This window comes from Allofustis seminis DSM 15817, assembly GCF_000374325.1.
Lineage (GTDB): Bacteria > Bacillota > Bacilli > Lactobacillales > Carnobacteriaceae_A > Allofustis > Allofustis seminis.
The window spans coordinates 152,424-177,230 of sequence record NZ_KB894082.1 but is presented as its reverse complement, the minus strand read 5'-3'; the positions used below and the strand labels follow the sequence as shown (position 1 = coordinate 177,230).

At 38.4% G+C, this 24,807-nt stretch carries 24 protein-coding genes and 2 pseudogenes; 1 reads left to right on the top strand and 25 read right to left on the bottom strand.

The window, feature by feature from the left end:
- A pseudogene (locus tag C231_RS08440) lies at positions 1-152 on the top strand (XRE family transcriptional regulator); the annotation flags it as partial.
- A gap of 59 nt (positions 153-211) precedes the next feature.
- Here C231_RS08440 and C231_RS08435 read toward each other — a convergent pair.
- The 25 genes and pseudogenes from C231_RS08435 to C231_RS0104815 form a co-directional block, all read right to left on the bottom strand.
- Entirely contained in the window at positions 212-379 is a 168-nt protein-coding gene (locus C231_RS08435; protein ID WP_000336323.1) for a cysteine-rich KTR domain-containing protein, read from the bottom strand.
- A gap of 118 nt (positions 380-497) precedes the next feature.
- Positions 498-2,417 (bottom strand): tetracycline resistance ribosomal protection protein Tet(M), encoded by a 1,920-nt coding sequence (gene tet(M) / locus C231_RS0104925; protein WP_000691736.1) that lies wholly within the window; start codon positions 2,415-2,417, stop codon positions 498-500.
- Positions 2,418-2,432: 15 nt separating this feature from the next.
- Positions 2,433-2,480, bottom strand: a pseudogene (locus C231_RS08840) (hypothetical protein); the annotation flags it as partial.
- A gap of 313 nt (positions 2,481-2,793) precedes the next feature.
- A complete protein-coding gene (locus tag C231_RS0104920) occupies positions 2,794-3,729 on the bottom strand; it encodes a conjugal transfer protein (RefSeq protein ID WP_001224320.1) in 936 nt (311 codons plus the stop codon).
- Positions 3,726-4,727 carry a bifunctional lytic transglycosylase/C40 family peptidase gene (locus tag C231_RS0104915; protein WP_000769868.1) on the bottom strand — a complete coding sequence of 334 codons (1,002 nt, stop codon included), beginning with the start codon at positions 4,725-4,727 and terminating at the stop codon, positions 3,726-3,728. The genes C231_RS0104920 and C231_RS0104915 overlap by 4 nt, the downstream gene beginning before the upstream one ends.
- Complete coding sequence (locus tag C231_RS0104910; protein ID WP_000804748.1) at positions 4,724-6,901, bottom strand: CD3337/EF1877 family mobilome membrane protein; 2,178 nt, start codon at positions 6,899-6,901, stop codon at positions 4,724-4,726. The genes C231_RS0104915 and C231_RS0104910 overlap by 4 nt, the downstream gene beginning before the upstream one ends.
- Before the next feature lie 2 nt (positions 6,902-6,903).
- Entirely contained in the window at positions 6,904-9,351 is a 2,448-nt protein-coding gene (tcpF, locus tag C231_RS0104905) for a conjugal transfer ATPase TcpF (protein ID WP_018659520.1), read from the bottom strand.
- Entirely contained in the window at positions 9,335-9,727 is a 393-nt protein-coding gene (locus tag C231_RS0104900; RefSeq protein ID WP_000723888.1) for a conjugal transfer protein, read from the bottom strand. The genes tcpF and C231_RS0104900 overlap by 17 nt, the downstream gene beginning before the upstream one ends.
- A gap of 88 nt (positions 9,728-9,815) precedes the next feature.
- Positions 9,816-10,313 carry an antirestriction protein ArdA gene (locus C231_RS0104895; RefSeq protein ID WP_000342539.1) on the bottom strand — a complete coding sequence of 166 codons (498 nt, stop codon included), beginning with the start codon at positions 10,311-10,313 and terminating at the stop codon, positions 9,816-9,818.
- A gap of 116 nt (positions 10,314-10,429) precedes the next feature.
- Positions 10,430-10,651, bottom strand: coding sequence for a hypothetical protein (locus C231_RS0104890; RefSeq protein ID WP_001009056.1), 222 nt, complete (start codon positions 10,649-10,651; stop codon positions 10,430-10,432).
- A gap of 42 nt (positions 10,652-10,693) precedes the next feature.
- Complete coding sequence (gene mobT, locus C231_RS0104885; protein WP_000398284.1) at positions 10,694-11,899, bottom strand: MobT family relaxase; 1,206 nt, start codon at positions 11,897-11,899, stop codon at positions 10,694-10,696.
- 177 nt (positions 11,900-12,076) lie between these two features.
- A complete protein-coding gene (locus tag C231_RS0104880; RefSeq protein WP_000813488.1) occupies positions 12,077-13,462 on the bottom strand; it encodes an FtsK/SpoIIIE domain-containing protein in 1,386 nt (461 codons plus the stop codon).
- A gap of 28 nt (positions 13,463-13,490) precedes the next feature.
- Positions 13,491-13,877: a YdcP family protein gene (locus C231_RS0104875; protein WP_000985015.1), complete on the bottom strand. Its 387-nt coding sequence runs from the start codon at positions 13,875-13,877 to the stop codon at positions 13,491-13,493.
- Positions 13,878-13,892: 15 nt separating this feature from the next.
- Positions 13,893-14,207 carry a YdcP family protein gene (locus tag C231_RS0104870; RefSeq protein WP_000420682.1) on the bottom strand — a complete coding sequence of 105 codons (315 nt, stop codon included), beginning with the start codon at positions 14,205-14,207 and terminating at the stop codon, positions 13,893-13,895.
- Between the two features lie 411 nt (positions 14,208-14,618).
- Entirely contained in the window at positions 14,619-15,254 is a 636-nt protein-coding gene (locus C231_RS0104865) for a response regulator transcription factor (RefSeq protein WP_018659519.1), read from the bottom strand.
- Positions 15,229-16,290, bottom strand: a complete 1,062-nt coding sequence (locus tag C231_RS07870) for a sensor histidine kinase (protein WP_018659518.1) — start codon at positions 16,288-16,290, stop codon at positions 15,229-15,231. The genes C231_RS0104865 and C231_RS07870 overlap by 26 nt, the downstream gene beginning before the upstream one ends.
- Positions 16,287-17,018, bottom strand: a complete 732-nt coding sequence (gene liaF / locus C231_RS0104855) for a cell wall-active antibiotics response protein LiaF (RefSeq protein WP_018659517.1) — start codon at positions 17,016-17,018, stop codon at positions 16,287-16,289. The genes C231_RS07870 and liaF overlap by 4 nt, the downstream gene beginning before the upstream one ends.
- A 148-nt stretch (positions 17,019-17,166) precedes the next feature.
- Positions 17,167-17,649, bottom strand: coding sequence for a transcription elongation factor GreA (greA, locus tag C231_RS0104850; protein ID WP_018659516.1), 483 nt, complete (start codon positions 17,647-17,649; stop codon positions 17,167-17,169).
- 128 nt (positions 17,650-17,777) lie between these two features.
- A complete protein-coding gene (udk, locus tag C231_RS0104845) occupies positions 17,778-18,425 on the bottom strand; it encodes a uridine kinase (protein ID WP_018659515.1) in 648 nt (215 codons plus the stop codon).
- A 22-nt stretch (positions 18,426-18,447) separates the two neighbouring features.
- A complete protein-coding gene (gene mltG, locus C231_RS07865; protein ID WP_018659514.1) occupies positions 18,448-19,542 on the bottom strand; it encodes an endolytic transglycosylase MltG in 1,095 nt (364 codons plus the stop codon).
- Positions 19,543-19,729: 187 nt separating this feature from the next.
- Positions 19,730-20,032, bottom strand: coding sequence for a DUF1292 domain-containing protein (locus C231_RS0104835; protein WP_018659513.1), 303 nt, complete (start codon positions 20,030-20,032; stop codon positions 19,730-19,732).
- Between the two features lie 12 nt (positions 20,033-20,044).
- Positions 20,045-20,470, bottom strand: coding sequence for a Holliday junction resolvase RuvX (gene ruvX / locus C231_RS0104830; protein WP_018659512.1), 426 nt, complete (start codon positions 20,468-20,470; stop codon positions 20,045-20,047).
- Positions 20,470-20,721, bottom strand: coding sequence for an IreB family regulatory phosphoprotein (locus C231_RS0104825; RefSeq protein WP_018659511.1), 252 nt, complete (start codon positions 20,719-20,721; stop codon positions 20,470-20,472). Before C231_RS0104825 ends, ruvX begins: the two co-directional genes overlap by 1 nt.
- Positions 20,722-20,891: 170 nt before the next feature.
- Positions 20,892-23,543 (bottom strand): alanine--tRNA ligase, encoded by a 2,652-nt coding sequence (gene alaS, locus C231_RS0104820; protein WP_018659510.1) that lies wholly within the window; start codon positions 23,541-23,543, stop codon positions 20,892-20,894.
- Positions 23,544-23,852: 309 nt separating this feature from the next.
- On the bottom strand, positions 23,853-24,782 hold the full coding sequence (locus C231_RS0104815; protein ID WP_018659509.1) for a YitT family protein: 930 nt from the start codon (positions 24,780-24,782) through the stop codon (positions 23,853-23,855).
- Positions 24,783-24,807: the final 25 nt, after the last annotated feature.

Genomic DNA, 24,807 nt, shown 5'->3' with positions numbered 1-24,807 from the left:
TTGATGAATTTTTCTTACCTGCTAATAACTTGGTAAAAAGCACCCGACGATTACAGATAGAGAAATACATGGATAGCTTTACAGACAAAGAACTATCCTTAATGGAATCTTTAGCCAGCGGTATCAACGAAGCAAGAAACATCGAAGACTAATTAAAAGAATCCATACATAACGGAAAGAGCCGATAAAATGAGATTGTATTAATCTCATTTTATCGGCTCTGCGTCTTTGCGTCTGGCTCTGTAATCACAGTTACTTTGAACTGCTTTATTTCAATTAAATTTTCTTGTCTGCATTTCGGACAATAGAGGGGGAATTTTTTTAATTCAGTATCTTCCCTTATCTTTAATCGTGTTTTATTTCCACATACAGGACACAATATCCACTTGTAGTTTATAATAACTATCTCCTCCTTTACACTTTAATTCAAATCTTTATTAAAAAATATTTCATCTTATTTAACAAGAAACCATATTTATATAACAACATAAAATACACTAAGTTATTTTATTGAACATATATCGTACTTTATCTATCCGACTATTTGGACGACGGGGCTGGCAAACAGGTTCACCGGTAGTAACATGGTACCCTTTTAACTCTGTTAAACAAACACTACGTCCATTTGTAAAGAAAGTTAAATCACTACGATATTCTTGAATACACCGAGCAGGGATTTCTCCACTAAGAATGACCTCATTATTTTTCAATTGAGTGTCTACGATGTTCGCACAATATTTAGGAGCATCGTTGTATGCTCGTGAAAGATATTCCTGTGGCGCATAAATTTTAAAACTAAGATATGGCTCTAACAATTCTGTTCCAGCTTTTTTTAAGACTTGTTCCAATACAATAGGAGCAAGCATCCGAAAATCTGCTGGAGTACTAACAGGGCTATAGTATAAACCGTACTTAAAACAGATTTTACAATCCGTCACATTCCAACCATATAATCCTTGTTCGCAACCATAGCGTATCCCTTCCATAACTGCATTTTGAAATGATTGATTTAAGTATCCAAGAGAAACCGAGCTCTCATACTGCATTCCACTTCCCAACGGAAGCGGTGATACAGATAAACCAATGGAAGCCCAGAAAGGATTTGGCGGCACTTCGATGTGAATGGTATATTCTGCATTTTTTAACGGTCTCTCCATATAAATGACTGTAGGCTCTTTTAGTTCTATCTCCACATGATACTTTTCTTGCAACAGTGCACTAATCACTTCCATTTGTACTTTCCCTAAGAAAGAAAGTATAATTTCATGTGTCGTAGAATCCACGTAATATCGTAGAAGCGGATCACTATCTGAGATTTCCAAAAGGGCATCAAGCAACATTTCTCTCTGTTCAGGTTTACTCGGTTCAACAGTTGTTTGTAGTAGAGGGTGCGGATTTTCAATCTTTTTTCTCTGTGGCAATAGTTTTGTATCTCCAAGAACACTATTTAACTTCAAAAACTCATTTTGCAAAATAACAATTTCTCCAGAATAAGCTCTATCAATCTTACATAATTCACCATTTATTGAAGTATACATTTCTGTAACTTTTATTTTTTCTTTTTCTGATACTCTAACCGAATCTCGTAAATGTAGTACTCCACTATAAAGGCGTATATATGCAAGACGTTGTCTTTTTTTTGTATATTCAATTTTGAAAACATTTCCGCAAAGTTCAGACGGACCTCGATGTGTTGATGAATAAAATTTATTAGTAATAACTTCTATAAGGTTATCAATCCCTATATTACTTTTTGCACTTCCATGATAAAGAGGGAACAGAGAACAATTCTGAAATCTTATGCTTTCCTCTTGTTCGAGTTCCAATGCTTCTAATGATTTACCGGACATATATTTCTCTAAAAGGTCATCGTTTCCCTCTATTACCGTATCCCATTGTTCAGATTCGGTAAAGTTCGTCACACACATATTAGGATACAGTTCTACCTTCTGTTTGATTACAATTTCGGCAGAAAGTTTCTCTTTAATATCCTGATAAACCGTTGATAAATCAATTCCATTTTGGTCAATCTTATTGATAAAAAAGATTGTGGGAATCCCCATTTTCCTAAGTGCATGAAATAATATACGAGTTTGTGCTTGTACGCCATCTTTTGCAGAAATCAGTAGAATTGCCCCATCTAAAACTGATAATGAACGATATACTTCTGCTAAGAAATCCATATGTCCTGGCGTGTCTATGATGTTCACCTTCGTATTTTCCCACTGAAAAGAGGTTATTCCTGTCTGAATTGTAATTCCTCTCTGACGTTCTAAAAGCGTATTATCCGTCCTCGTTGTACCTTTGTCCACGCTTCCTAATTCTGTAATCGCTCCACTGTTATATAATAAGCTTTCTGTTAAGGTAGTTTTTCCTGCATCAACATGAGCTAAAACTCCAATATTAATAATTTTCATGTGATTTTCCTCCATTCAAAAACCCAAAAGGGCATAAAAATCCCAGTGATAAATACTTTTATCACTGGGATTTTTATGCATAACCATAGGTATACAAAGCATACAGATATTCTCTGGATACTTTAGAATCACATGATAAAGGTATTCTTAAACTGGGTACAAAAAACTAAGCCCTCCTAAAAAAGGACATCTAATTATTTGTTCCCGCTATCAAATTGACAGTTTATTTAAGAATACCTTGCCGCATATTTATTAACTCCTTTTAAATAGTCACTTAAATAATAGCACGTAAGAGCATATTTGTAAAGGAATCTCCAATTTTTTATCAAAGAGAGTACGTGATTACAAAATAGCTGTAATAATGTACCAATATTTGTTATTCTATAATCTTCCAATTACTCCCGTTCTTTTCAAGTACCAAATCAAATTGAGATACCTGCGTTGCTTTGGTCTGCTGGTCGATATACTCCACTGTCAGCGATACCGTGACTTGATTATCCTTACGATTGTGAATAGGATTTACCAGTTCTTGAAAGATGTACTCTTTTCCGATTGGTTTTAATATCCCGTCATTCACATAGTAGGAAAGTTCACTGGCTGTCGCTGTAGGATAGAGCTTGAAGAACGTCGTTAAAAACTCATTGATTTCATTGGTTGTAATGGAATCAACCGTCCCCTCACTTTCAATGGCTTTTGGTTTATAACTTGATTTCTTAGGTATGTTGGTAATGGTCGGATTCTTAACCAGTACCATATTTCCAGAACCATCTACATAGACACTCACTATATAAGCAGAGTGGACGGTCTTTGTATTTTCTCCCTCTGTAATGAGCTGGTCTACACTGTAGGTTACATTAAACTCATTGTCGCCAGTTGGCTCTACCGTCCATATCTGAAATCCTCTTACAGAAGACGATACAGGAATATCTTTGCGTACTGTATCAACATTGAGAGCTTGAAGTTCATCTGTCAGATAGCCTTTTAGACTTTCCATTCGATTATCAATGGACTTATCGGATTGCTCCCATGAATAGTAGACTTTCGCAAAGTTCTCTACAAAATTTTCTACATGATGAGTATCAACGTATTCCTTTTCTATGATAGTTGTTTCGTGAATAGTATGAGTATCTATAGCTGTAAAGTGCTTGAATATCGCAAAGCTGAAACTAAGCCCTAAAAGTACCCACAAGGCAATCACAACCTTTTTATGAGGATTGACCTTATAGTAGACACGAGGTTTCTTTTCCTTTGGTATCTGTTTTTCTTTATTCTGATTTTTTCTAAATTTCATCATTAAATCTTCCTTTCTCATTGTTTGATTCGTCCTGCTCCCACTAAATGCTGTTGCCAGTAGGGGCTTGTTAAGTCGGCATAACCGATTGGGTCGCCTGCATGAAACATACGGTTATTGCCAAGGTATATCCCAACATGAGTAATATAAGAGCCAGCGTTATAGGTAGAATGAAAGAAAACCAAATCGCCAGCTTGTGCTTCCGATAGTGGGATATGCTGGGTCACATCATATTGCTGTTGTGCGGTTCGTGGTAAGTTAATTCCAGCTTTTCCATACGTCCATTGTGTCAGTCCGCTACAATCAAAAGAAGTAGTCGGGGAAGCTCCACCGTAAACGTATCGCCAGCCCTCATATTTCAGTGCTTCGTCCATGATGGCTTGTACCGTATCATCATCAAACTCTGTTGTGACAAGATACTGCGTTACCAGTTGCACATAAAACATATTGCCATAGTTGTATCGCCAGCCCCCATTGATAGGTATGGCTATGGGATTGGGGTAAGACACTTTTTCGCCACCTGAATACTCTTTTGAGAAACTTTGAGCCAGTTCAAAGGTATATTTATTTCCACGATTAGCCACATACCCTAAGAAACCACCACCATAATTGTAGGACTGGATAACCGATTCTAAATCTACACTGAGCCTTTCGCTACTGGCTAATAATTCACTGAAATACTTCACACCTTGCTTAATGGATTCTTCTGTACTCAATGAATTAGGTGGAAGACCGAGGGATTCCGAGGACTGCATAACATCTTCCGCAGTACCGCCCGATTCCACCTGTATAATCGCAAGAAGTATGTTGACATATTCTTCAACGCCATATTCTTTGGCATATTTTTCTACCATAGGCTTATGAGCCAGCACTTCTGCGGAAACATTCACACCTCCATAATGAATATTGGAAATTCCGCTGTCCTGTTCATCTGAAAATAAAATGGCAACAAACAGAAGCAGTGAGAAGACCATCAAGAATAATCCAGAACCACCAATCACTAAAGTTTTCAACTTCATGGTTTCTTACCGACTTTCTTAATGGTGGCGGTTTTGATTGGTGGTCTACTTCTTGTATTTTGTAGTGGTACTCTTTGAACAGTAGACGGACGTTCTTTTGTGATTGGACGTTGTGAAGTTCTATCTGCTGTAGTGGTTGAAGTTGCTGGCTTTTGAACGGTTTTTTCTTGAACGGTATTGCCTTGGCGTTCCACTTTTGGACTTGAAAAATCGGACTTAACTGCTGGACGCTCTTGTTTGGCTTGTTGAGATTCCTTATATGAAGTCTGAATATTAGACTGTTTTGAGGTCTGTTCATCATGATATTGTTCTTGTCTTGTAGTCGGTCTTTCATGAACAGAAGAAGCAGGCTGTTTTTTCTGTTTGACCTGTTCCATTTCAGAGCGACGCTTCGCAATGGTTTTTCGCCTTTGTTCCTGCTGTTCCTTGCGTCCACTGGCTCTGTCCGCTTTGGTTTGAGAAATACTACTGGTTAAATCACGGACATTCTCTTTTACTTTGGATTTTCCTTGATATACTGCATATCTTGCATTGGTCGGCAAATCTTTAACCTGTTCTTTCAAACCACTAGCAGTGTCTACCATTCTGTCTTTGGTATCAGCTACTGTACCGATGGTTTGACCGATACGTTTTCCAAGTGTTGATTTTTCCTTTCCGTCTGGTCGGGAGTGATCTGCTTGTGTCCTTGCAGAACTCCCCGAACCCGACTGTCCTTTTTTACCTGTAACAATGGCAGACCCAGCCCCTAGAGTAGTCATGGAACGTCCAAGTTTCCGCTGTAGACGGTGCATGTGAGCGTGCATAAGCATACGAGGTTTTCTCATCACACGACTTCCCACACTTTGAGAATCGTTACTCTGTAGAGAAAACATACTCATTAAATCGCCCAGCTTGAAGTAGATTCCTGCAAAGGTCACAATCTGTAGAAAAGCAATCAAAAAGAACGGATAACCAGCCGATAAGGTATAGAGCATGGTTGAAATACTAAATGCTGTCGTAATAATCAATGTGATTCCAGCTCGTGTCAAAATGGTATTAAAGAGCTTTGTTATGGCTCGTTTTGACATACCATCAAATGATGGAATCATGCTTAAAATAAAGCTCACAGGCAGAAACATAGCATAGATGATAAAAAGTACCTGCGAGAAAATCATGATTCCTGTTAATAGGAATACAAATATGGAAATCCCAATATTGAAGACAAATAGGAAGAAGACTGTACCTAAACGGTTAATGGTCTTTGTAATGGTTAGATTGGTATTGCTTCTGTCTTCAATTTCTTCCGCAACAATTTTTTCTCTGTCTTCGCCATTGTTGGAATCTGGGCTGGTGGAGAGCAGGCTTTCCACACGGTCAATACCGATACTTTCAATGTCTGAACTGTTGTATTGAAGCAGTAGCCACGGTTGCTGAACCTGTATGGAAAACAGGCTATCTCTGATTAAGTCCACGCTGTCCTTGCCTTGACTATCGGAATGGGGCATGACAATCTTCGTGCCAAGTGATAAACTGGCATTACTGATGTCTGATGAAAAGTCATTGATTTTTTTAATGTAGTCGGGAGCGTAGGCAATAAAGGAAGCCGATAGGATAAACACCAGCACAAAATTCATAATGGCATGAATTGCCTTTGTGGTTTCTCTCTTTATCAGTCCCGTATAGGCAACATAAACCCCAAGAACCAAAATCAAGAGTAAGAGGAATCCAACATAGAAACCCTCTGTTGAAAATCCGTTTGCACTCACACCAGCTAAGGTCTGCATATTCTTACCAATGGAATCTGCTGTAGCGGAAATGAAGTCTAAGGAATAGGCTTCCTGTACTAAGTAACCTGTCGCATTGGAAACATACAAACTGATTGTCCAAATAAAATTGGTAATGGCATATAGTCCATACATGACCTGTTTTCCAATCCCGTCCGACCAGTTCCACGGAAGCCAGCCCCAGCTATTATCCACATAAAAATCCAGTTGATAGTTTTCAAGTGGGTATCGGCTGTATTCATTTGCCACATTGACCGTATCATCTACCAAGCCCGCAGCTTGAACCACCGTTCCCAGCATGGCTAAAAGAAAAATGGCAATCACAAGTGTGAAAGCCACTGTCATTGCCACTTTACCTAGACGTTTCAGCGTCCAGTTTGATTTTATTCTGTTTACTATTGATGGTTTCACATTTACACCTCTTTTCGCACAGGTGGTCTGGTATCAAAGGCATGGAGCAGTTCTTCAAATACAGGGTGGAACTGTATCACACCGACACGACCATATAAATCACTGATAAGGCATTGCCCGTTTTCCAAATCACGCAATCGCTTCTGATTGTTTTCGTCCTCTGGGTCTACACCAAAAAAGGCTAAGGTCTTTTTAATCTCGTTAAGGTCAGTGGAACGAAATGCAAATTTTAAGCCGAGGTTATTTTTCAGTTTTTCATCTAAGAGGTCGTCTGTATTTTGGGTCACGAAATATACCCCAGCGTTCATAGCACGACCAGCCCGAACCAGCTTCATAGATATTGTTTTTCCTTGTGCTACCTGTAAAAAGCTCCATGCTTCGTCTAAATCTACAATCTTGAAAATGCTTCGGTCTGTATGGATAAAGTCTAAAGCAAAGGTACTAATGACAATCAGCATAGCAACGGATAAAAGCTCCATAGTGGTATATTCCTCAAAGGAAGTTTCCTTGTCGGGAAGTACCAAGTCCGCAACCTGTATAATGTTCAGTTGTTTTTCTAAGCTGATAGACTGCTCCACATAACCATTACTGAATAATAAATGTGCAAAGTCATAGTCTGTAAAACTTTCGATATGGTCGGCTATACTGGTACTTAGTGGCGTATTCTCAACCCGTAATTCCTCAATCACTTTCATCAACCCTCGTACTTCACTATTGGTTACTGCACGAATGGCTTTTCTAAGGATTGGGAAGCGTTCCCCGTCACGAGAGGAAATCCCCGTAAGGAATGTCAGAATATCAATAGCCAGTGATTCAGAATCTTTGGGATTTTTCATAATCACATAAGGGTCAAGTAAGCCTTTGTTTTTCTCATCAGAAGTCAGAGTGACGATATTGATTTCATGGGAAATCTCTGGCAAGGTTTCTTTCCATCTGCCACGTTCTGCTTTTGGGTCTACAATCACTGCTTGTGCCCCATAAAGCACCGCATAATAGACGATAAGGTTATTCGCAAAGGATTTACCACCACCCAGCGAACCAACAAAAGCCGACGCTAACGCATTGGTTACTGAACCCTTAACCCCTTGACTGGCAAGAGCAGGTTTCAGATAGACATTGCGTCCAGTATCTAAGCTGTAGCCAACATAAATCCCCTCATTTTCCCCCAGCATTTGAGTAGCACCAAAACCTAAACCAGCGAGGAAATCAGAGGTCACGTATTGAATATAATCATTCATATAACGCTTGCTGGCAGGTAAAAATTCTTCATGTAAGCCGAGCATATCCCCAAATGGTCGTACCAGTTTTACGCTTAAATCGTCATAAAAATCTTTCACTTCATTACAACGACGTTTGAGTTCGTCAAGATCATTTGCTGATACCCTTACCACATAAGACAGCTTGTACATAGATTCCTTGCTTTGGTCTAAATTGGTTTCCAGCTCATTCACACTTTCCAGAGCTTCCGCCACATTGGAGCTGGTTTCATTATCACTTTGCCAAGCGTGGTTATCCAAGTCTTTCAGTTCTTTCTTTTTATTGCGGACAGTAGATAGGGCTTTACGATTCGCTACAATTTCCACATTCATTGACGTATCAATCGGGAATGTAAATTGCTGTTGCTGGTAGTAGAAGATTTCAGAGGACGGGAAGTCCAGTTCTCCGACAATGCTGTTAATGGTAAAGTAAGCTACATAGACGGTTTCATCTTCCTGCTGGATTTTCAAATATCGCTGTTTTTCTTCCACCAAACAGCGAGTAGGCTTAATCAAGTCATAGTATTTAATCAGCGTTTCATTATCCAGCTTTTTCTTTGATAGATGGTACTCATACTCTTCATAGGCAGTGCCTGTCTGTCCGTAAAGGTGTTCAATCAGATAGCCGAAGTCGTCCTTATCTAACCTGCGGATTTTGAAACGACGAGAGATTTTATTTTCTAAGAGCTTTTCCATCTTCTGAAAACGCAGGATTTCATCATTACTCATACTAACAAAATCGCCCATCAGCTTATGGTTCACATCATAGACAAAATCAGACAAAGCATTTTTTGCTTCAACGGTAAGACTTTTCATAGAAAACTCCTGATCGTTGAGAAGCAACTTAAAGCCGATAAAGAAACGGTAGTTCACTTGATTTTCGCCAATCATGGATATTAAAGCGTCTGTCTGTTGGTCGATTTTGTCATAGGCAACCGCTTTGAGCTTGCCAGTGACTTCATTTTTGGAACGCTCTTGTGCAGAACGTATGCTGGATTCTGTACTGATTTGTAAAGCATGAATTTTGCCATCACGATTTTGTGCGATAAGCTGTCTGAAAGAATCATGCACTTGTATTTTCTGTTCTGGACTTAGAAATGAGTAATTGTAAGGAACAAGCTCATAGTAAGCATAACATTCCCCGTCTTTATTCCAGACGAGATTGTTTTCAATGTATTTAATTGGATATGCCATAAAATTCACTCCTAACTGCTGTAATGGCTTCTTGTGGCTGGTTTCTGCCAAGCGTTACTTTTTTTCCTGCATAGGTCAGCTTTGGTCGCAGTGCATAAGCAATGACAGACTTCAAAAATCCATAAGGCTTTTTACCATCAAAAGTTTTTGTAGACATAAACCATGTGAAAGCCACAGGAATCCCAAAGTATTTGAGAAATGCTCCCTCTATCATGGAAAGAGGGGGCAAGTTGCCAAGTATCATCACTGCAAAGAGTGACACGACAAACCATGTCATTTGCGTAAAGGTTATGGGAAACGGAAGTCTAAAATCATTGATAGAATACAGTACCTTTTCCACAGACCAGATACTGGTATAGCTTCGTATTTTCTTCATGTAATCAATCCTTTCATAAAAAATAGGGGTAGCTGATTGAGCCACCCCGTAAAATAGAAAATCTGCCAGTAGTAATGTACCGACAGATTTAATAGACGATTTCAAAAATCCCATGATTGGTTGAGATAAACGTTCCTGAAAGGTCTAAATCCCGACCATAGGCTTGATAATCAATATAGTTTTGAAGACTAGCTGGTACTTCGCCTAAAGCACCCGTTTCTTCAATGTAGTAGCGTGCCACGTCATACATATCATCACAATCGGAATGAATGATAATATCCTCTTGATGTTCGCTTAGTTCTTCAATGCTTGAAAAATGAGTGAGCAGAGCAGATAGCTCCGATTGTAATTCTTCGGGTAATTCCGATACCATTTCCCATAGTCGATTGAGTTCGCCAATGGAAGTGTATTCGTCAACCGTAAAGGGTAACTCGTAGTCATGAATGGCGTATTCCTCATATTCATCATTCAAGCCGATTTTCTCTTTGACTTCCTCAAAGTCAATGGGAAAGGTAAACCACGCACCGACCAATTCGCCCTCATTGTATTTGCCTAAATTCGCAATATAGACTTGCATATCGTCCATATATTCACGTCCTTTCTTTGTAGAGATTCAAAAATCCCTACCGCACTTCGTTTGGTGTACCATTCCTTTGCGGAACATAAGAAAACCACTTATATTCCACAAAAGAACGGTTTTATTTAAGCACCAATAATGCGATTGAATAGCTCTAGTAAAATGTCTTTTACTCCAGCAGCGTTGAAGACTAAGCCAACCGCAATAATCGCAATAATTAAAAAGCCAATCAGTTTGCTAAACTCACGCTTGAAGCCAAGATACAAGCCAATCACAACGATTGCTAAAAGCACCAGTGATTGAGCGTTTGATAGAAACCAGTTATAAAGGTTTTGTCCAAAATTCATAAAAATGTTCTCCTCTCTATATTCAATGAATTTGTATTTGAGTTATTTTTTTGTTGTTATCACGTCCTGTTCTTTTACTGACTGTTGCTTCAAAATCTGCTTGTGTCGGTCTGTCAGTTTCGCATGGTCGAGAATGTCTTTTACAACCTGCGTCTGGTTGATTTCATCAAGTTTAATCGCAACCTTTAAGGTCGGGGCAACTTGATGAGATAGCCAGTTCAGCGTCCTTTGGAAGGAGTAAGGCTCTGGTTTTGTGGTTAGTTTTAATCGTTCACGATTGTTCCCAATAAACCAAGCCCATTCTTCATTCAGTTTCCAATCAGAACGAGGTTTGGAATCGTCTTTATCTACAAAACGGATATACCGATTGATAATTTTAAAGGCGGTATGCTCTGGATTGTCATAGACGAGTAAATCACGGACTGCATAATAGGCACGCTCATTTTTCAATCGAATCTCAAAACGGTTTTTTACTTCTGCGTCTTCAATGGGAATATCATTTTTCTTGTACTGCTCGTAGTCCTTTTCATAGATACAGAAATAAACTTCACTTTGTAATGAACCGATATAGAGGGTGTTTCCCATACATTCCTTTTCCTCTTTGCGTACCAGTTCGCCACTGCGATAGCTTTTAAAACTGCGGAAGACGGAGATACATTCTTCCTGTTGGCACTTTTCAGTGAGTACAGGGATATTCAAAATCCCTGTCTTATCGTTAATGGCAAGGTCAAGGCGTTTCATCACACCGCCAGCCACCAAAACGTCCATAAAGAACTCATACCAGCTTCTTTGTTGTGCCAGAAGATAGCTTTCAAATTGTCTGCACCCACGACCTTTCAATTCCACCAGAACTCCTTTGTCCAGTTCATGGGAGCAAAGGACGAATATGTCGCCTAAAGCATAATGCTCTGAATAAGAATAGAAACCATAGTCCTCATGAAGAAAATAGGACAGTTTCAGTTGTAAGATGTTTTCGACCACCTGCTGTACGTCTGTTGTCGGAAAGCGAATCCTTACATAATCAAACAGCATTTCAAGGGGAGCGTCGGGATTGAAGCGTTCCAGAGCTTCCCAAAGGGACTGCTGTAAATCCTCTGATGGCTTGACTTTTCCTGTTTCAATATCGCTTAGATACTGCCTTGTAATACCAGTCGCAACAGCTAAACGGTTTTGAGATAGTCCATAAGCCAAGCGTTTTTCTTTTAAATGCTGTAACCAAGTTTGTTCATTCAGTAAAAATCCCTCCAATCAAAAAGGCGTATGTCAACTTTTAAAGCCCATTTGACATACGCTGAAATTTTGTAAATCCCTTGTAACCAAAGGATTTTCTAATGTTTTTTTGACTGTTTCCTGTCGATTTGTACCCCCCTGTTAGATACGGGGGGTTAAGTGCTGGCGTGGCTATTGCCACACCAGCCAGCAAGATCAGTCCACACCTGCGACTTCCGCTTCGCACGTCGCCTGCGTGGACTGTCTGCTGTTGGATAACTTTTTAATTTCCTCCAAGAAATCATATCCTTTTGGTACAAGGGGAGTATAAAACTCTGATATGACACTTGTTCCTACATCAACATAGCCACGACCTTTGATTCGCTTTAAGAAGAAATCCTTTTGTACGTCACTGCCAAACATCATGCCATAGCCCATTTCAGACATACGACCTAAAGCCACTCTGAAATTAAACTGATCACGGATTCCGTCGCCTAAATATTTTGCGTCTGGACGTTGACAAGCCAGTATTAGAAAGAAGCCAGCTTGACGACCTAACATGACAATCTGTTTCAGCTTATTCATAACTGCGGTGTTTTCTTTTGTTCCCAGCATTTCCATGAAAGCGACGTATTCATCAAAGATTAAGAAGTGTGCCGGGAGACCTAAGTAAGCATAATTTTTGCCAGTCTTATAGTTCTTCATCTGCTTCATTTCCTCACTACGTTTCATCATTTCTTCATAGAATGTTTCAATGCAAGAAAGCAAGTCTTCTTTTCTATAGTAGACATTTGCCATCACAGAACCTAAGTCCGCAAGGTCAGCATTTTTCGGGTCAAGAATATACAGTTTTGAATCTGTATGAAGCAAGGCTTCAATCAGTGTCAGTATAAAGTAAGTTTTACCGCCACCTGTACCACCAGCAATCAACATATGAGGGAGCTTATCATATTCCCACCATACGTTTTTCATTAAGCGAAGTTTACCATCTTTAGCTTCTACTTCATCAATAGAAATACGACTGGCTATGGTGTCATAGAGCAAAGTATATTCCACATAGGAATCCTTTAACTCTTTATCCGTCAGCTCACAGTACAAGCCACTCTCTAATTTCTTTTCCAAGTGTAAGAGTTGGTCTTGATATTTTCCCAGCGTGATTTCCACCCGTATCTGTATCAAGCCATTTTTAAGTCGATAATACATTTTAGGGAAGTAGGTTATCTTTTCCTTTGTACGACCAGCACTATCTTTAAAGAAACCCTCTGTTTTGACCTGTTCAGATTCATACCACTTGTTTTCAAGTATCATCTTTGCCAGTTTTTGACGGTGGTAAAGTTGTTTAACCGTATCATAGCGAACCCGTTTGAATACAAACGCTACCAGCAAGCAGATAAGAATTGCGACACTGAAACTGATAATTAAATAGGGAATGTCAATCTTATCTGCTTGTGATAGGTTAAAATCCTGCCAGTTGATCTGCTGGATTGTCTTCACATGAAACAGTCCGACAACCAGCAGGAAAACAGGCAGGAGTGACGCTATCGTAAAATGAAAGACTAAATCTTTACCAGATGGGCGAATCCTTTTACCACGCTGTTTCATGCGAAAAAGTCTCCTTTCTACCTAGCGACTATTTGTCTTGTGTCGGTTCTTTCTTTGCTTGTGGTTGAGCTTTGAATGAACTAGAATCCTTTGTCAGCACAATATCGTCTGCCTTGATATACCAGTCAACATCTGCTCCTTGATAGGTGGCAGTAGCAACGGTGTCCGCAATGGGATTGATAAGTTCCACCCGTGCGTTATAATCAAACTCTTTCAAAGGCACGCTGGCAGGAATACTTACTTGAATCATGCGTCCTTGTCCTTTGGATTTTAAGTCATAGGTACGTTCCTTGATTTCATCTGAAACCGACCCGTCTTCATTTTGGATTCTCACTTCACGACGTAGAGCAGAGAATTTCAATTCTCCAAAAGTCGTGTCTTTATCTAATACAATGCCATTTGCTAATCTCATCATTTTTCCTCTCTTTCTTTATTCTTTTATCATGTCGTCAGCATGTAAAAGGTAATTTGTAAAACCACGAGTGCCGATTTTGTAGCCCTCTGCGGTAATACGTGGATTGACTAACTTCACACGTTCCTCAAAGCCGAAATGTTTTTCGCCAGCTTCAGCAGGAAGCACCACCACAATATCATCTGCTCTTTGAACATCAGAATAGAGATTATAGCTTCTTGATAAGACAGTTAGCCGTCCGTTGATTCTTCGCTGAACGACTTTATCCTCGCCAGCAAATTCTAAATTGCCGAATGTTTTTTCCATGTTGGGAATCACAAATTTAAGTTCCATATTTTTACCTATCCTTTCTTTTTTATTGGCTGAATGAATGTTTGATGGTCTTAAAGAGTGGGGAACGACCTTTTGATTCTTGATTTTTTGTTTTCATAAGTTCACTTCCTTTCAAAATCGGGTAAAAAAATAGACACCTCATTTTTTGAAGTGTCTACCTATTAAATATTCAAATTTTATTGGAAGTATCTTTATATCTTCACTTTTCAAGGATAAATCGTCGTATCAAAGCTCATTCATAAGTAGTAAATTAGTAGTAAATTGAGTGGTTTTGACCTTGATAAAGTGTGATAAGTCCAGTTTTTATGCGGATAACTAGATTTTTATGCTATTTTTAAAATAAAAAAAGTCGCTAACACTAATGTTAGCAACTTTTTTATTTATTCATTTTATCGCACACAGAAGATTCCTTTATTGCTCAAAAAGGCCTTGCTTCAATGCATAAATCGCTGCTTGCGTGCGATCTTGTACTTCAAGTTTGAATAAGATATTTGAAACATGCGTTTTTACTGTCTTAAGCGTAATAAATAATTCATCTGCAATTTCTTGATTTGATTTTCCTTCTGCAATAAGTGATAGAACTTCAAGTTCGCGATTGGTTAAATCATCGCGTAGATGATAGACTCGTTCATATTCTGATTTTTGTCTTAATTTTTCACTGACTTCTTCTTCAATGACCGCATTACCATAGAATGTCTTGCGCACAGCTTCTGCAATTTCAGCTGCACTTGAGGTCTTTAAGATGTAGCCACTTGCACCAGCAGCCATTGCAGGGTAGACTTTTTCATCATCAATAAAGCTCGTTAGAATAACAATCTTAGCTTCTGGCCACTGTTTTAATATTTCTTGAGTCGCTTCAATACCGTCCATTCCATCCATGACTAAATCCATCAAAATAATGTCCGGACGTAATTCAAACGCCTTTTCTACTCCTTGCTGTCCATTTTCTGCTTCAGCAACAACATTTATATCATCTTGCAATGAAAAATAGCCCACTAAGCCCATGCGAACCATTTGATGGTCATCGACTATCATAAGTTGAATCACGTTCAATTCCTCCAATCGTTAATGGGATTTTGATTTCTATATGGGTGCCTTGATTCGGGAAAGAAATGACACGCATATTGCCGCCAATACTTTCGACACGTTCTTGGATATTGGTCAAACCAAAGCTGCCAGGTTTCTTCTCGTGGGGATTAAATCCTTTACCATCATCTATCATACGTAGCACGACTTGTTCATCTGAGTGCAGTAAATATACTTCCAAATAATTAGCATGTGCATGGCGTAACACATTCGACAATAACTCTTGAACCACTCGAAATAAGTGATCTTCAATCGTTGGCGATAATGTTACTTCCTCAATTGTATAATTCAAATGGAGAGGAACCTTTGTTGATAATTCTTTTAACAAATATTCAATTCCTTGCTTTAATGTCTTTCCATCAAGCAATGTTGGCCGTAAATGAAGTAGCAAGGCACGCATCTCCGACTGCGACTCATGAATAGTCTGTTCAATCATCTCCAGTTGCTTTTGATAAAGTGGCGGAAAATTTTCTTCATTTTCACGTAATGCAGAAAGCAACATAGAGGCCGCAAATAATTGCTGACTAACAGAATCATGCAGTTCACGTGCAATGCGCTGACGTTCTTCTTTTACAATATCTTCGCGCGTTTGCCCATCAATTGTTGATGAATATTGACTCGTTTGAACAACTTGTGCAGCCATCAACGACATTTTTTCGTGTAGCTGCATAAAAAGATGATCAAATAAACTTGAAATTTGGTCTGGTTCATCCGTTGAAAACATCTTCAAAAATAAATTAGCCGAATAATTTCCCGAAATGAGAAGCTGTAATGCTAATTTGATCTGGCGAAGTGTATAGCGTTCGCGCATAATCTGAAAAATTGTCAAAATAAAGCTTACAAAAAATGAGATAAAAAACCAAATAAGAATAACGCTCTCATCAAAATATTGCTTGGTCATCATATAATAACTTGAAGCCAATACAATTGGCACAAGTGCAATGATGCTCCAAAAGGGAATGAATGTCTTTAGAAATTGATTTTTATTATGTCTCATATAAAAACAACCTCCAAACGACCAACAATCCCATTAACAAAAATTTTTACTCGGCGCGGTGATGTAGCAAATTCTTTTGTTTTCCATTTAATATTTTCGCTCCGCACTTGAAGGGGAACACCATCTAAAACATAATTTCCATAAATATAACTCACATCTAGCGATACATTGACACCTTTTGGCACGATAAATTTAACGGTTCCAAACCATTGATTTACAACAACTGTATTATCTCCAATTGGCAAAATCGTGTTCCCTAAATCGATAATCGTTGTTCCAGCAATTTTGACAAGATTCATATCTTCCCATTCATAAGACTGTGCCATACCTTCTTCATATTCACCGAACAATTCTTGCTTTTTGAATTGCGGTGACATTTTATCCCCTTTTTGGAATTCTACTGCAATATATTCATGATCTGTTATTTCATTGCGTTGTTCCCAAATATCTCGCATTGAATTTAAAATGCTTTGATTTTTACCGAGCAACACCACCAACACGACCCCGATCAAAAGCCAGCCAAACTGTGTCGATAAAATGGCTACAGTAATGAGTAATAACCCAAATCCCCACCCATAGCCTGGAGAATCTTTAAAAAGATCATTGCGCCATAAAATAAGTGCAGCACCTAAGACCATTTGAATGCCTATGCCCGGCTGAACAAGCGTTTCATAACCAAATAAAAAAGCGAGCAGTATTAGGATAATGATTTTTCTTTTATTTTTCATTGGAAGCCCTCTTTTATTTTATCTTTTCCTTTTTAAGTATACGGGATTGCCCTATAAATTAACATATCCAAGATAGAAAATCAGTCAAAAGACCGACTTTGCAACAAAAAAACTCTCATACCTAAAAGGCAGAGAGTTTTGAACTCCATTAGTTATTGGTTACTTCTAATATTTCCACTTTCATCGCGCCACCTGGCGTATTAATTTCGACTTGATCGCCTTGTTTTTTACCTATTAATGCGACAGCAATCGGCGATTTATTTGAAATTCTACCCTCAAATGGATCCGCTTCTGCTTCACCGACAATGGTATATGTTTCTTCATAACCATCAGGAAGCTCTTTGAAACGCACTGTTCTTCCCAAGGTTACTTCGCCGTCTGTATATTGGCTTTGGTCGATAATTTCCGCATTGAGTAACATATTTTCAATTTTTTGAATGCGGCCTTCCACAAAGGCTTGTTCTTCGCGGGCTGAATCATATTCCGAGTTTTCGCTTAAATCGCCAAAACCACGCGCCACTTTAATGCGTTCGACCACTTCTTTTCTTTTTACTGTTTTTAACTCTTCCAATTCTGCCTCGAGCTTGTCACGCCCTTCAACTGTCATTGGATAAGTTTTTTCTTCTACCATGATTTTCACTCCACATTTTTCTTATAACTTATAAATAAAGAAACCACCATGTGCTGGTGGCACTTCTGTTCGTTTTATTTTACGTGTCCATAGAATAGCATGAACTTATCGCTTTGTAAAGGTTTTATTCATTCATCATTTCTTTTATCGAAAATCGCTTGAATCTTCGTCTGTATAAGGTCCAGTGCCACCTCATTGTAGCCTCCTTCTGGAAAGATAACATCAGCATATTTTCGACTTGGCTCAACAAATTCTTCATGCATCGGCTTAACAACCGTCAAATACTGCTGGATGACAGAATCCAATGAGCGCCCTCTTTCTTGCATATCGCGCTTAATGCGGCGAACAATTCGAATATCATCATCGGTATGGACATAAATTTTAATGTCCATTAAATCGCGTAACTTTTGATCTTCTAAAATCAAAATACCTTCCAAAATAATGACATCTTTTGGTTCTTTATGTTCAATCTCATTACTTCTAGTATGGCGCTTATAATCATAAACAGGTACATCAATGGCCTCATAGCGCAACAACTTTTTTAGATGATCAATTAATAAATCCGTATCAAAAGCAAGCGGATGATCATAGTTTGTTTTTAGTCGTTCTTCAAATGCTAAATGACTTTGATCTTTATAATAGGAATCATGTTCCAAGACCATGATCGATTTCCCATTGAAACTTTCTAAAATACTGCGAGCGACGGTCGTTTTTCCGCTACCACTTCCTCCGGCAACTCCGATAATAATTGGTCTGGAATGCATTTTTGTATTCATCTTAATCCCCTTTGCATGCTTCTTATTCATTATCTTTTGGTGCTTCACTTGGAACATATTTTTTTTGGTATTCCATATGTTCTTCATACGTTTTTGAGAAATAAACATTTCCCGTTTTAATATCAGCTAAAAAGTATAAATAATCATTCGATTCAGGCTCCAGCGCCGCAACAATCGCTGATTCTGACGGATTGTTGACTGGTCCAGGCATAAGTCCTAGATTCTTATATGTATTGTAAGGGGAATCTACTTCAATATCTTCCAATGTGATATATGTTTTATGTGTACCTAAAGCATAAATAACACTAACATCTGTTTGTAGTGGCATACTTTCTTTCAAGCGATTATAAAACACCCCACTAATGCGTGCACGATCTTCATCATGCACTGCCTCACGTTCAATTAAAGAAGCCAACGTAAAAATCTCATGAATTGATTGCTGACTATTTGCAAATTGAGTCTGATATTTTTCGAAAATAAGCTGAGACTGATGCACCATTTCATCAATCAACCCTTCAAGTGTCGTGTCCACAGTGATCAGATAAGTTTTAGGGAATAAGTAACCTTCTAAAATGTAACGCGTATCTGTTTTTTCAGATGTTTCTTTTAATAATTGAGGATATTTATCGACTAACTGCGAAATAAAGGCTGGATCTTGAATTGTTGCCATAAATTCTTTTTTAGAAAAACGCGTTTCTTTTTCTAAAAGATCAGCAATCTCCTCTATATCAACACCTTCACGAATAATTAGACGTGCTTGATAAGCTTCTTTTGATTGCCCTTCTTCCAACAAATGTGCAATATCTTTGGCACTCATCGAGGGTGCTATGTCATAAAGACCTGCATTAAATTTTGAAGCGTCGGCCGCAAATCGTACATAATATTGAAAGATGAATGCGGAACGAATTAGTCCTTTTTGTTTTAAAAGATCGGCAATGTCTGCACGTGTTGCACCAGTAGGAATTTCGATCGTCTGTACTTGGTCATCATGTGCATTGACAGGTGATAATTGATGATGTACATAAAAAAAACTACCGGCAATGATACCGACAAGGAGGATAAATATTTTTAAAAACGTTGTCTGTATCTTTTTAGATTTCATCTGTTTTCCAGGCATACTTTCACTTCTTTCTCATTACTTTCTGTATTATACATAATTTTTTCAAAAATTTGAAGCCGCGATAAAATAACTACACATTCTCTTAAATAAAAGGCTCACAAAGCGCTGGTCTAAAAGTGCAAAATAAAAGTGCTGGCATAGATATATTTAAATTCTAAGCAAGCACTATTATTTATGTAATATTTTATTCTTCGTCCTCTTCTTCAATGAAGGCGCCGAGAACTTCTTCTACCATGTCCCATTCTTCATCTGTTTCGATTGGAAATAGTTGTCCGCCCTCTTCGTCTTCTGTCTCTTCATAACTAAAAGCAGAAACTTCTACGCCTTCTTCATCAATACTTTCGCTAGCAGGGTAAACTAAAACATATTCTTTTTCAAATTCATCGGAATGGAATGTAAGCAAAATTGTATATAATTCTTCATTGCCATCTTCATCAATGAGCGTAATATAGTCATGCTCATGATCGTGTTCATGTTCATGTGTCATTTGTGAACTCCTTTAAATAGATTTTCGATCCAAGTAATTTTGTAAAATAAGTGTTGCAGCCATCTTATCGATCACTTTTTTCCTTTTATTGCGGCGAACATTACCTTTTTCAATCATAAGACGTTCCGCTTGTACGGTAGTCAGACGTTCATCCATATAAGTAATCGTTAAATTAGGCCATTTTTCTTCCATCATTCGTCCATAAAGCTGTGAAGCTTCTGCGCGCGGTCCTTTCGTGCCATTCATATTAAGCGGCAATCCGATGACGATGGTATCGACATCTTGTGCTTTTATAATCTCGCCCAGACGTTCAAAACCATAATCTTTTGCGGATTCATCAATTTTTATCGTTTCAAGACCTTGCGCAATCCAACCTAGCGGGTCGCTTACTGCCACTCCGACAGTGTGCGTTCCAACATCTAATCCAATCGTTCTCATTATTTTTCCAGATAATTGCGAACAAGTTCTTCGATAATTTCATCTCGTTCATGACGGCGAATTGCATTACGGGCATCATTATGACGTGGAATATAGGCCGGGTCTCCAGAAAGTAGATAACCCACAATTTGGTTGATCGGATTATATTCTTTTTCTTCTAATGCCTGATACACTAATTTCAACGTTTCAGCAACTTCTCGTTTTTTAAAAGCTTCTGCATCATAGCGCATGGTATGTTCATTTTTATCCATTGCCATCCTCCAAACTTTTCACAAAATATTATTCTCCTAAACATCATTCTACCCAAAATAGCGTTATGTTTCAAACAAATGATTAACACATTGCATCAAAAATACGCAACATCCCTACATTGCTGAAATATAAAGGTCATATGCAATATGTAAAGATGTTGCGTCATCTCTTATTCGGATTGTTTTTCTTTTAGATATTCTTGTGCTAAGCGGAAAGCATCAGCAATTCCAGAAGGGTTTTTACCACCAGCTTGAGCTAATTGAGCACGACCGCCTCCGCCACCTCGAATTGGTTTTGAGATGGCTTTAATTAGTTCATTTGCTGAAATACCTGCCTCATTGGCGTGGTCATTCGTTGCAACGAGCAAATTAACTTTTCCATCATTTGCAAATGCCAAGACTAAAACATCCGATGCTTGTTTTTGCTTCCATTCATCAGACATTTGGCGTAATTGTTCCATTTCTTTTGCATCAACTTGAGCAGCAATCAAAGTAAATGCTCCTACTTCTTCTACCGCTTCAAAAATTCCTGCCAATTCTTGATTTGCCAATTTAGCAAAAAGTGAATCATTTTCTTGCTTCAACTCTTTTAATTCATTTTGCAATTGTTCCATACGGTGCGGGACCTCACTCCGAGTTTTCACATGCAAAGTATCTTTTACTTGATCTAAGTACCCAATTTGTTGCTCTAACCACTGTAAGGCACCTTGACTTGTTACAGCCGTAATGCGGCGAGTTCCTGCTCCAATTCCTGTCTCAGAAACAATCTTAAATATGCCAATATCTCCCGTTGATTTAACATGAGTTCCCCCACAAAGTTCCGTGCTAAAATCGGAAATTTGAACGACACGCACAATATCACCATATTTTTCACCAAAAAGAGCCATCGCTCCCATTTTTTTAGCTTCAGCAAAGGAATGCTCACTTATGATGACTGGAATATTTTCCCAAATTTTCTCATTCACAAGTTGTTCAATTCGTTCAATTTCTTCATCTGTTAGTGGTGCAAAATGGGTAAAGTCAAAGCGTAAATGTTCTGGTGCAACTAATGATCCTGCTTGTGTTGCATGTTTCCCGACTATTTCTTGCAATGCTTCATGCAGCAAATGCGTCGCCGTATGGTTACGCATGGTCAATTCACGCGCTAAATGATTTACAACCAGATGATACTGCTGACCTACTGTTAGCGGTCTTAGAACTTTCACATAATGAAGTGGTGCGCCATTTGGTGATTTTTTCACATCAAGCACTTCTGCAACAGGGCACTCATTCTGATCAAAGATAATACCTGTATCGCCAATTTGTCCACCACTTTCAGCATAAAAAGGTGTCTTTTCAAAAATAAGTTGAGCATTGATATCTTTTTCTACTTGTTGCTTGAATTGTCCACCTTCTACAATAAATGTTAAAGCACTTACTGCTTCTAAATGATCATAACCGATAAAATCACTTTCTATCGTCACTTGATTAAAGATATCGGACTGAACTTGCATTGAGCCTTCATCAGAACGCGCATTGCGTGCTCTTTCTCGCTGTTTTTCCATTTCCACTTTAAAGGCATCCAAATCTACTTCAAACCCTTGTTCATGGGCATATTCCTCGGTTAATTCAATTGGGAAACCATAAGTATCATAAAGTAAGAATGCATCTGCACCACTGATCATTTGTTCATGTTGTTCTTTTAATAATTCAAAGATTGATTCCAAATGATCCATACCTTCTGCGATCGTTTCATGGAATCGGACTTCTTCACGCTCAAGCACCTGCATGATAAAATCACGCTGCGTTACAACATTCGGATAAAAATCTCCCATCATTTCGCCAATCGTTGGAACCAATTCAGCTAAAAATGGACGATCCAAACCTAGCTTGTGCGCATGCATAATAGCGCGGCGAATTAATCGGCGCAAAACATAACCGCGACCTTCATTTGAAGGAAGTGCTCCATCTGCTATCGCAAAAGTAACTGCACGAATATGATCGGCAATCACTTTAAAACTAACTTGTGTTTCATCATCATCTTCATATGAGACCCCTGTAATTTCTTCCAACTGATGAATAATTGGCAAGAATAAATCCGTCTCAAAGTTTGTCTTTGCATTTTGAATGATGGACACCACACGTTCAAGTCCCATTCCCGTATCAATATTTTTATTTGGAAGAGGTTCATAACTTCCATCTTCTAAATGGTTATATTGTGAGAATACTAAGTTCCAAATTTCGACCCAACGTTCATTTTCTCCCCCTGGATAGCTTTCAGGATCATCTTCTGGTAAATTATTCATTTCTTGACCACGATCATAAAAGATTTCGGTATTCGGTCCACAGGGGCCTAGTCCAATTTGCCAAAAGTTGCCTTCTTCTTCTACTACATGATCTACAGGGACTCCAATTTCTTCCTCCCAAATACGACGTGCCTCACTATCTTCTGGATAAATCGTAATATATAACTTTTCAGGATCCAGCGCGAGCCACTCTTTTGAAGTCAAAAATTCCCATGCCCAATGAATTGCTTCAGTTTTAAAATAGTCACCAATAGAGAAATTTCCGAGCATTTCAAAAAATGTATGGTGACGTGCAGTCAGTCCTACATTTTCAATATCATTGGTGCGAATACTTTTTTGTGAATTTGTCATACGTGGATTGTCGGGCTCAATTGTTCCATCAAAGTATTTTTTTAAGGTTGCAACACCCGAGTTAATCCATAAAAGGGTCGGATCTTCTACTGGAACAAGTGATGCACTTGGCATTACTTTATGTTGTTTGCTTTCGAAAAAATCGAGAAACATCTGTCTAATTTCAGAACTGGATAATTGTTTCATAGTGTCTTTCCTCCTGTTTGTCTTAAAAAATTAAAAAGATAAACCATTACAACTAGGGACGACAATCGCGGTACCACCCTACTTGTAATGATTTATCTCCTCATTGTAGATATCTCATTACCTCTTAAAACCTTATAACGCAGGCAAGCGGCAAGTTCCCTTGCATGTTGAGTAAGGGAGCACTCATAAAAGATCGCCAGAAATCTCGCACCTTATGATTTCTGTCTCTGGATGTCGCACTTATTATGAGCATGTCCTCACATACTTTATTATCATATTAAATTTTTAACGTTTCGTCAATCAAAAGCTTTAATTCAAGCGCTCTTCTTCATCCAATTCATCACCATATGTCCACTGCGGTTCAGCGAGTGTCGTCATGAATTTATCAAGCGAGAATCCGCGACCTAAGACACGACTTGCTGGCATGACCACGATAAAAGCATTCTCATCAATTTCCATAATAATTTCTTCCAATGTACGGAATTGACGTTCCTGAATGACAATCATCAAGACTTGTTTTTTCTCTAGATTAAAGCCACCGCGCGCTTCAAATTGAGTTACGCCACGGTCGAAATTCGAAATAATCTCGCGACGAATTTCCATTGAACGATTAGATACGACCATAACATTTTTGTAGACATTCGATCCAGACATCATCACATCGATGACACGCGACAAAATAAATAGCGCTAAAATCCCCAACAAAATAGACTCCAAATTAAATGTTAAAAATCCAGCCACAATAACAAATCCATCAATAATCAATGTCCCCATACCTAGTGAAACATCAAAAAATTTATGAATAATATGAGCAATAATACTTGTACCACCTGTAGAAGCACTTGCTTTAAATACTAGACCACTTCCAATACCAGTCACTGCACCCCCATAAACGGCAGCAAGTAATGGATCATGCGTCCAAGGTCCCCAATGTGAAATTAATGACACAAAAAATGGCACCAATAAGCTACCTAGTACTGTACGACTCGCCATTGTTTTACCAGCAGTCAAATAAAAAAGAACAATCAATGGAATATTAATCAAATATTGTATCATCGCTGGTGTCCATCCAAATAGTGCATTTAAAATAATGGACAAACTTGTTACGCCCCCAAAAATGATATTGTTCGGCAAAATAAATACTTGAAACGCTACTGCCGTCACAAAGGAGCCAACCGCAATTTGAAGCAACGAAACTATTTTTTCTTTTATTAATTCTTTTTGATTTGTTTTTTCCATAGATTGCACCTCTTTATCTTTTCAA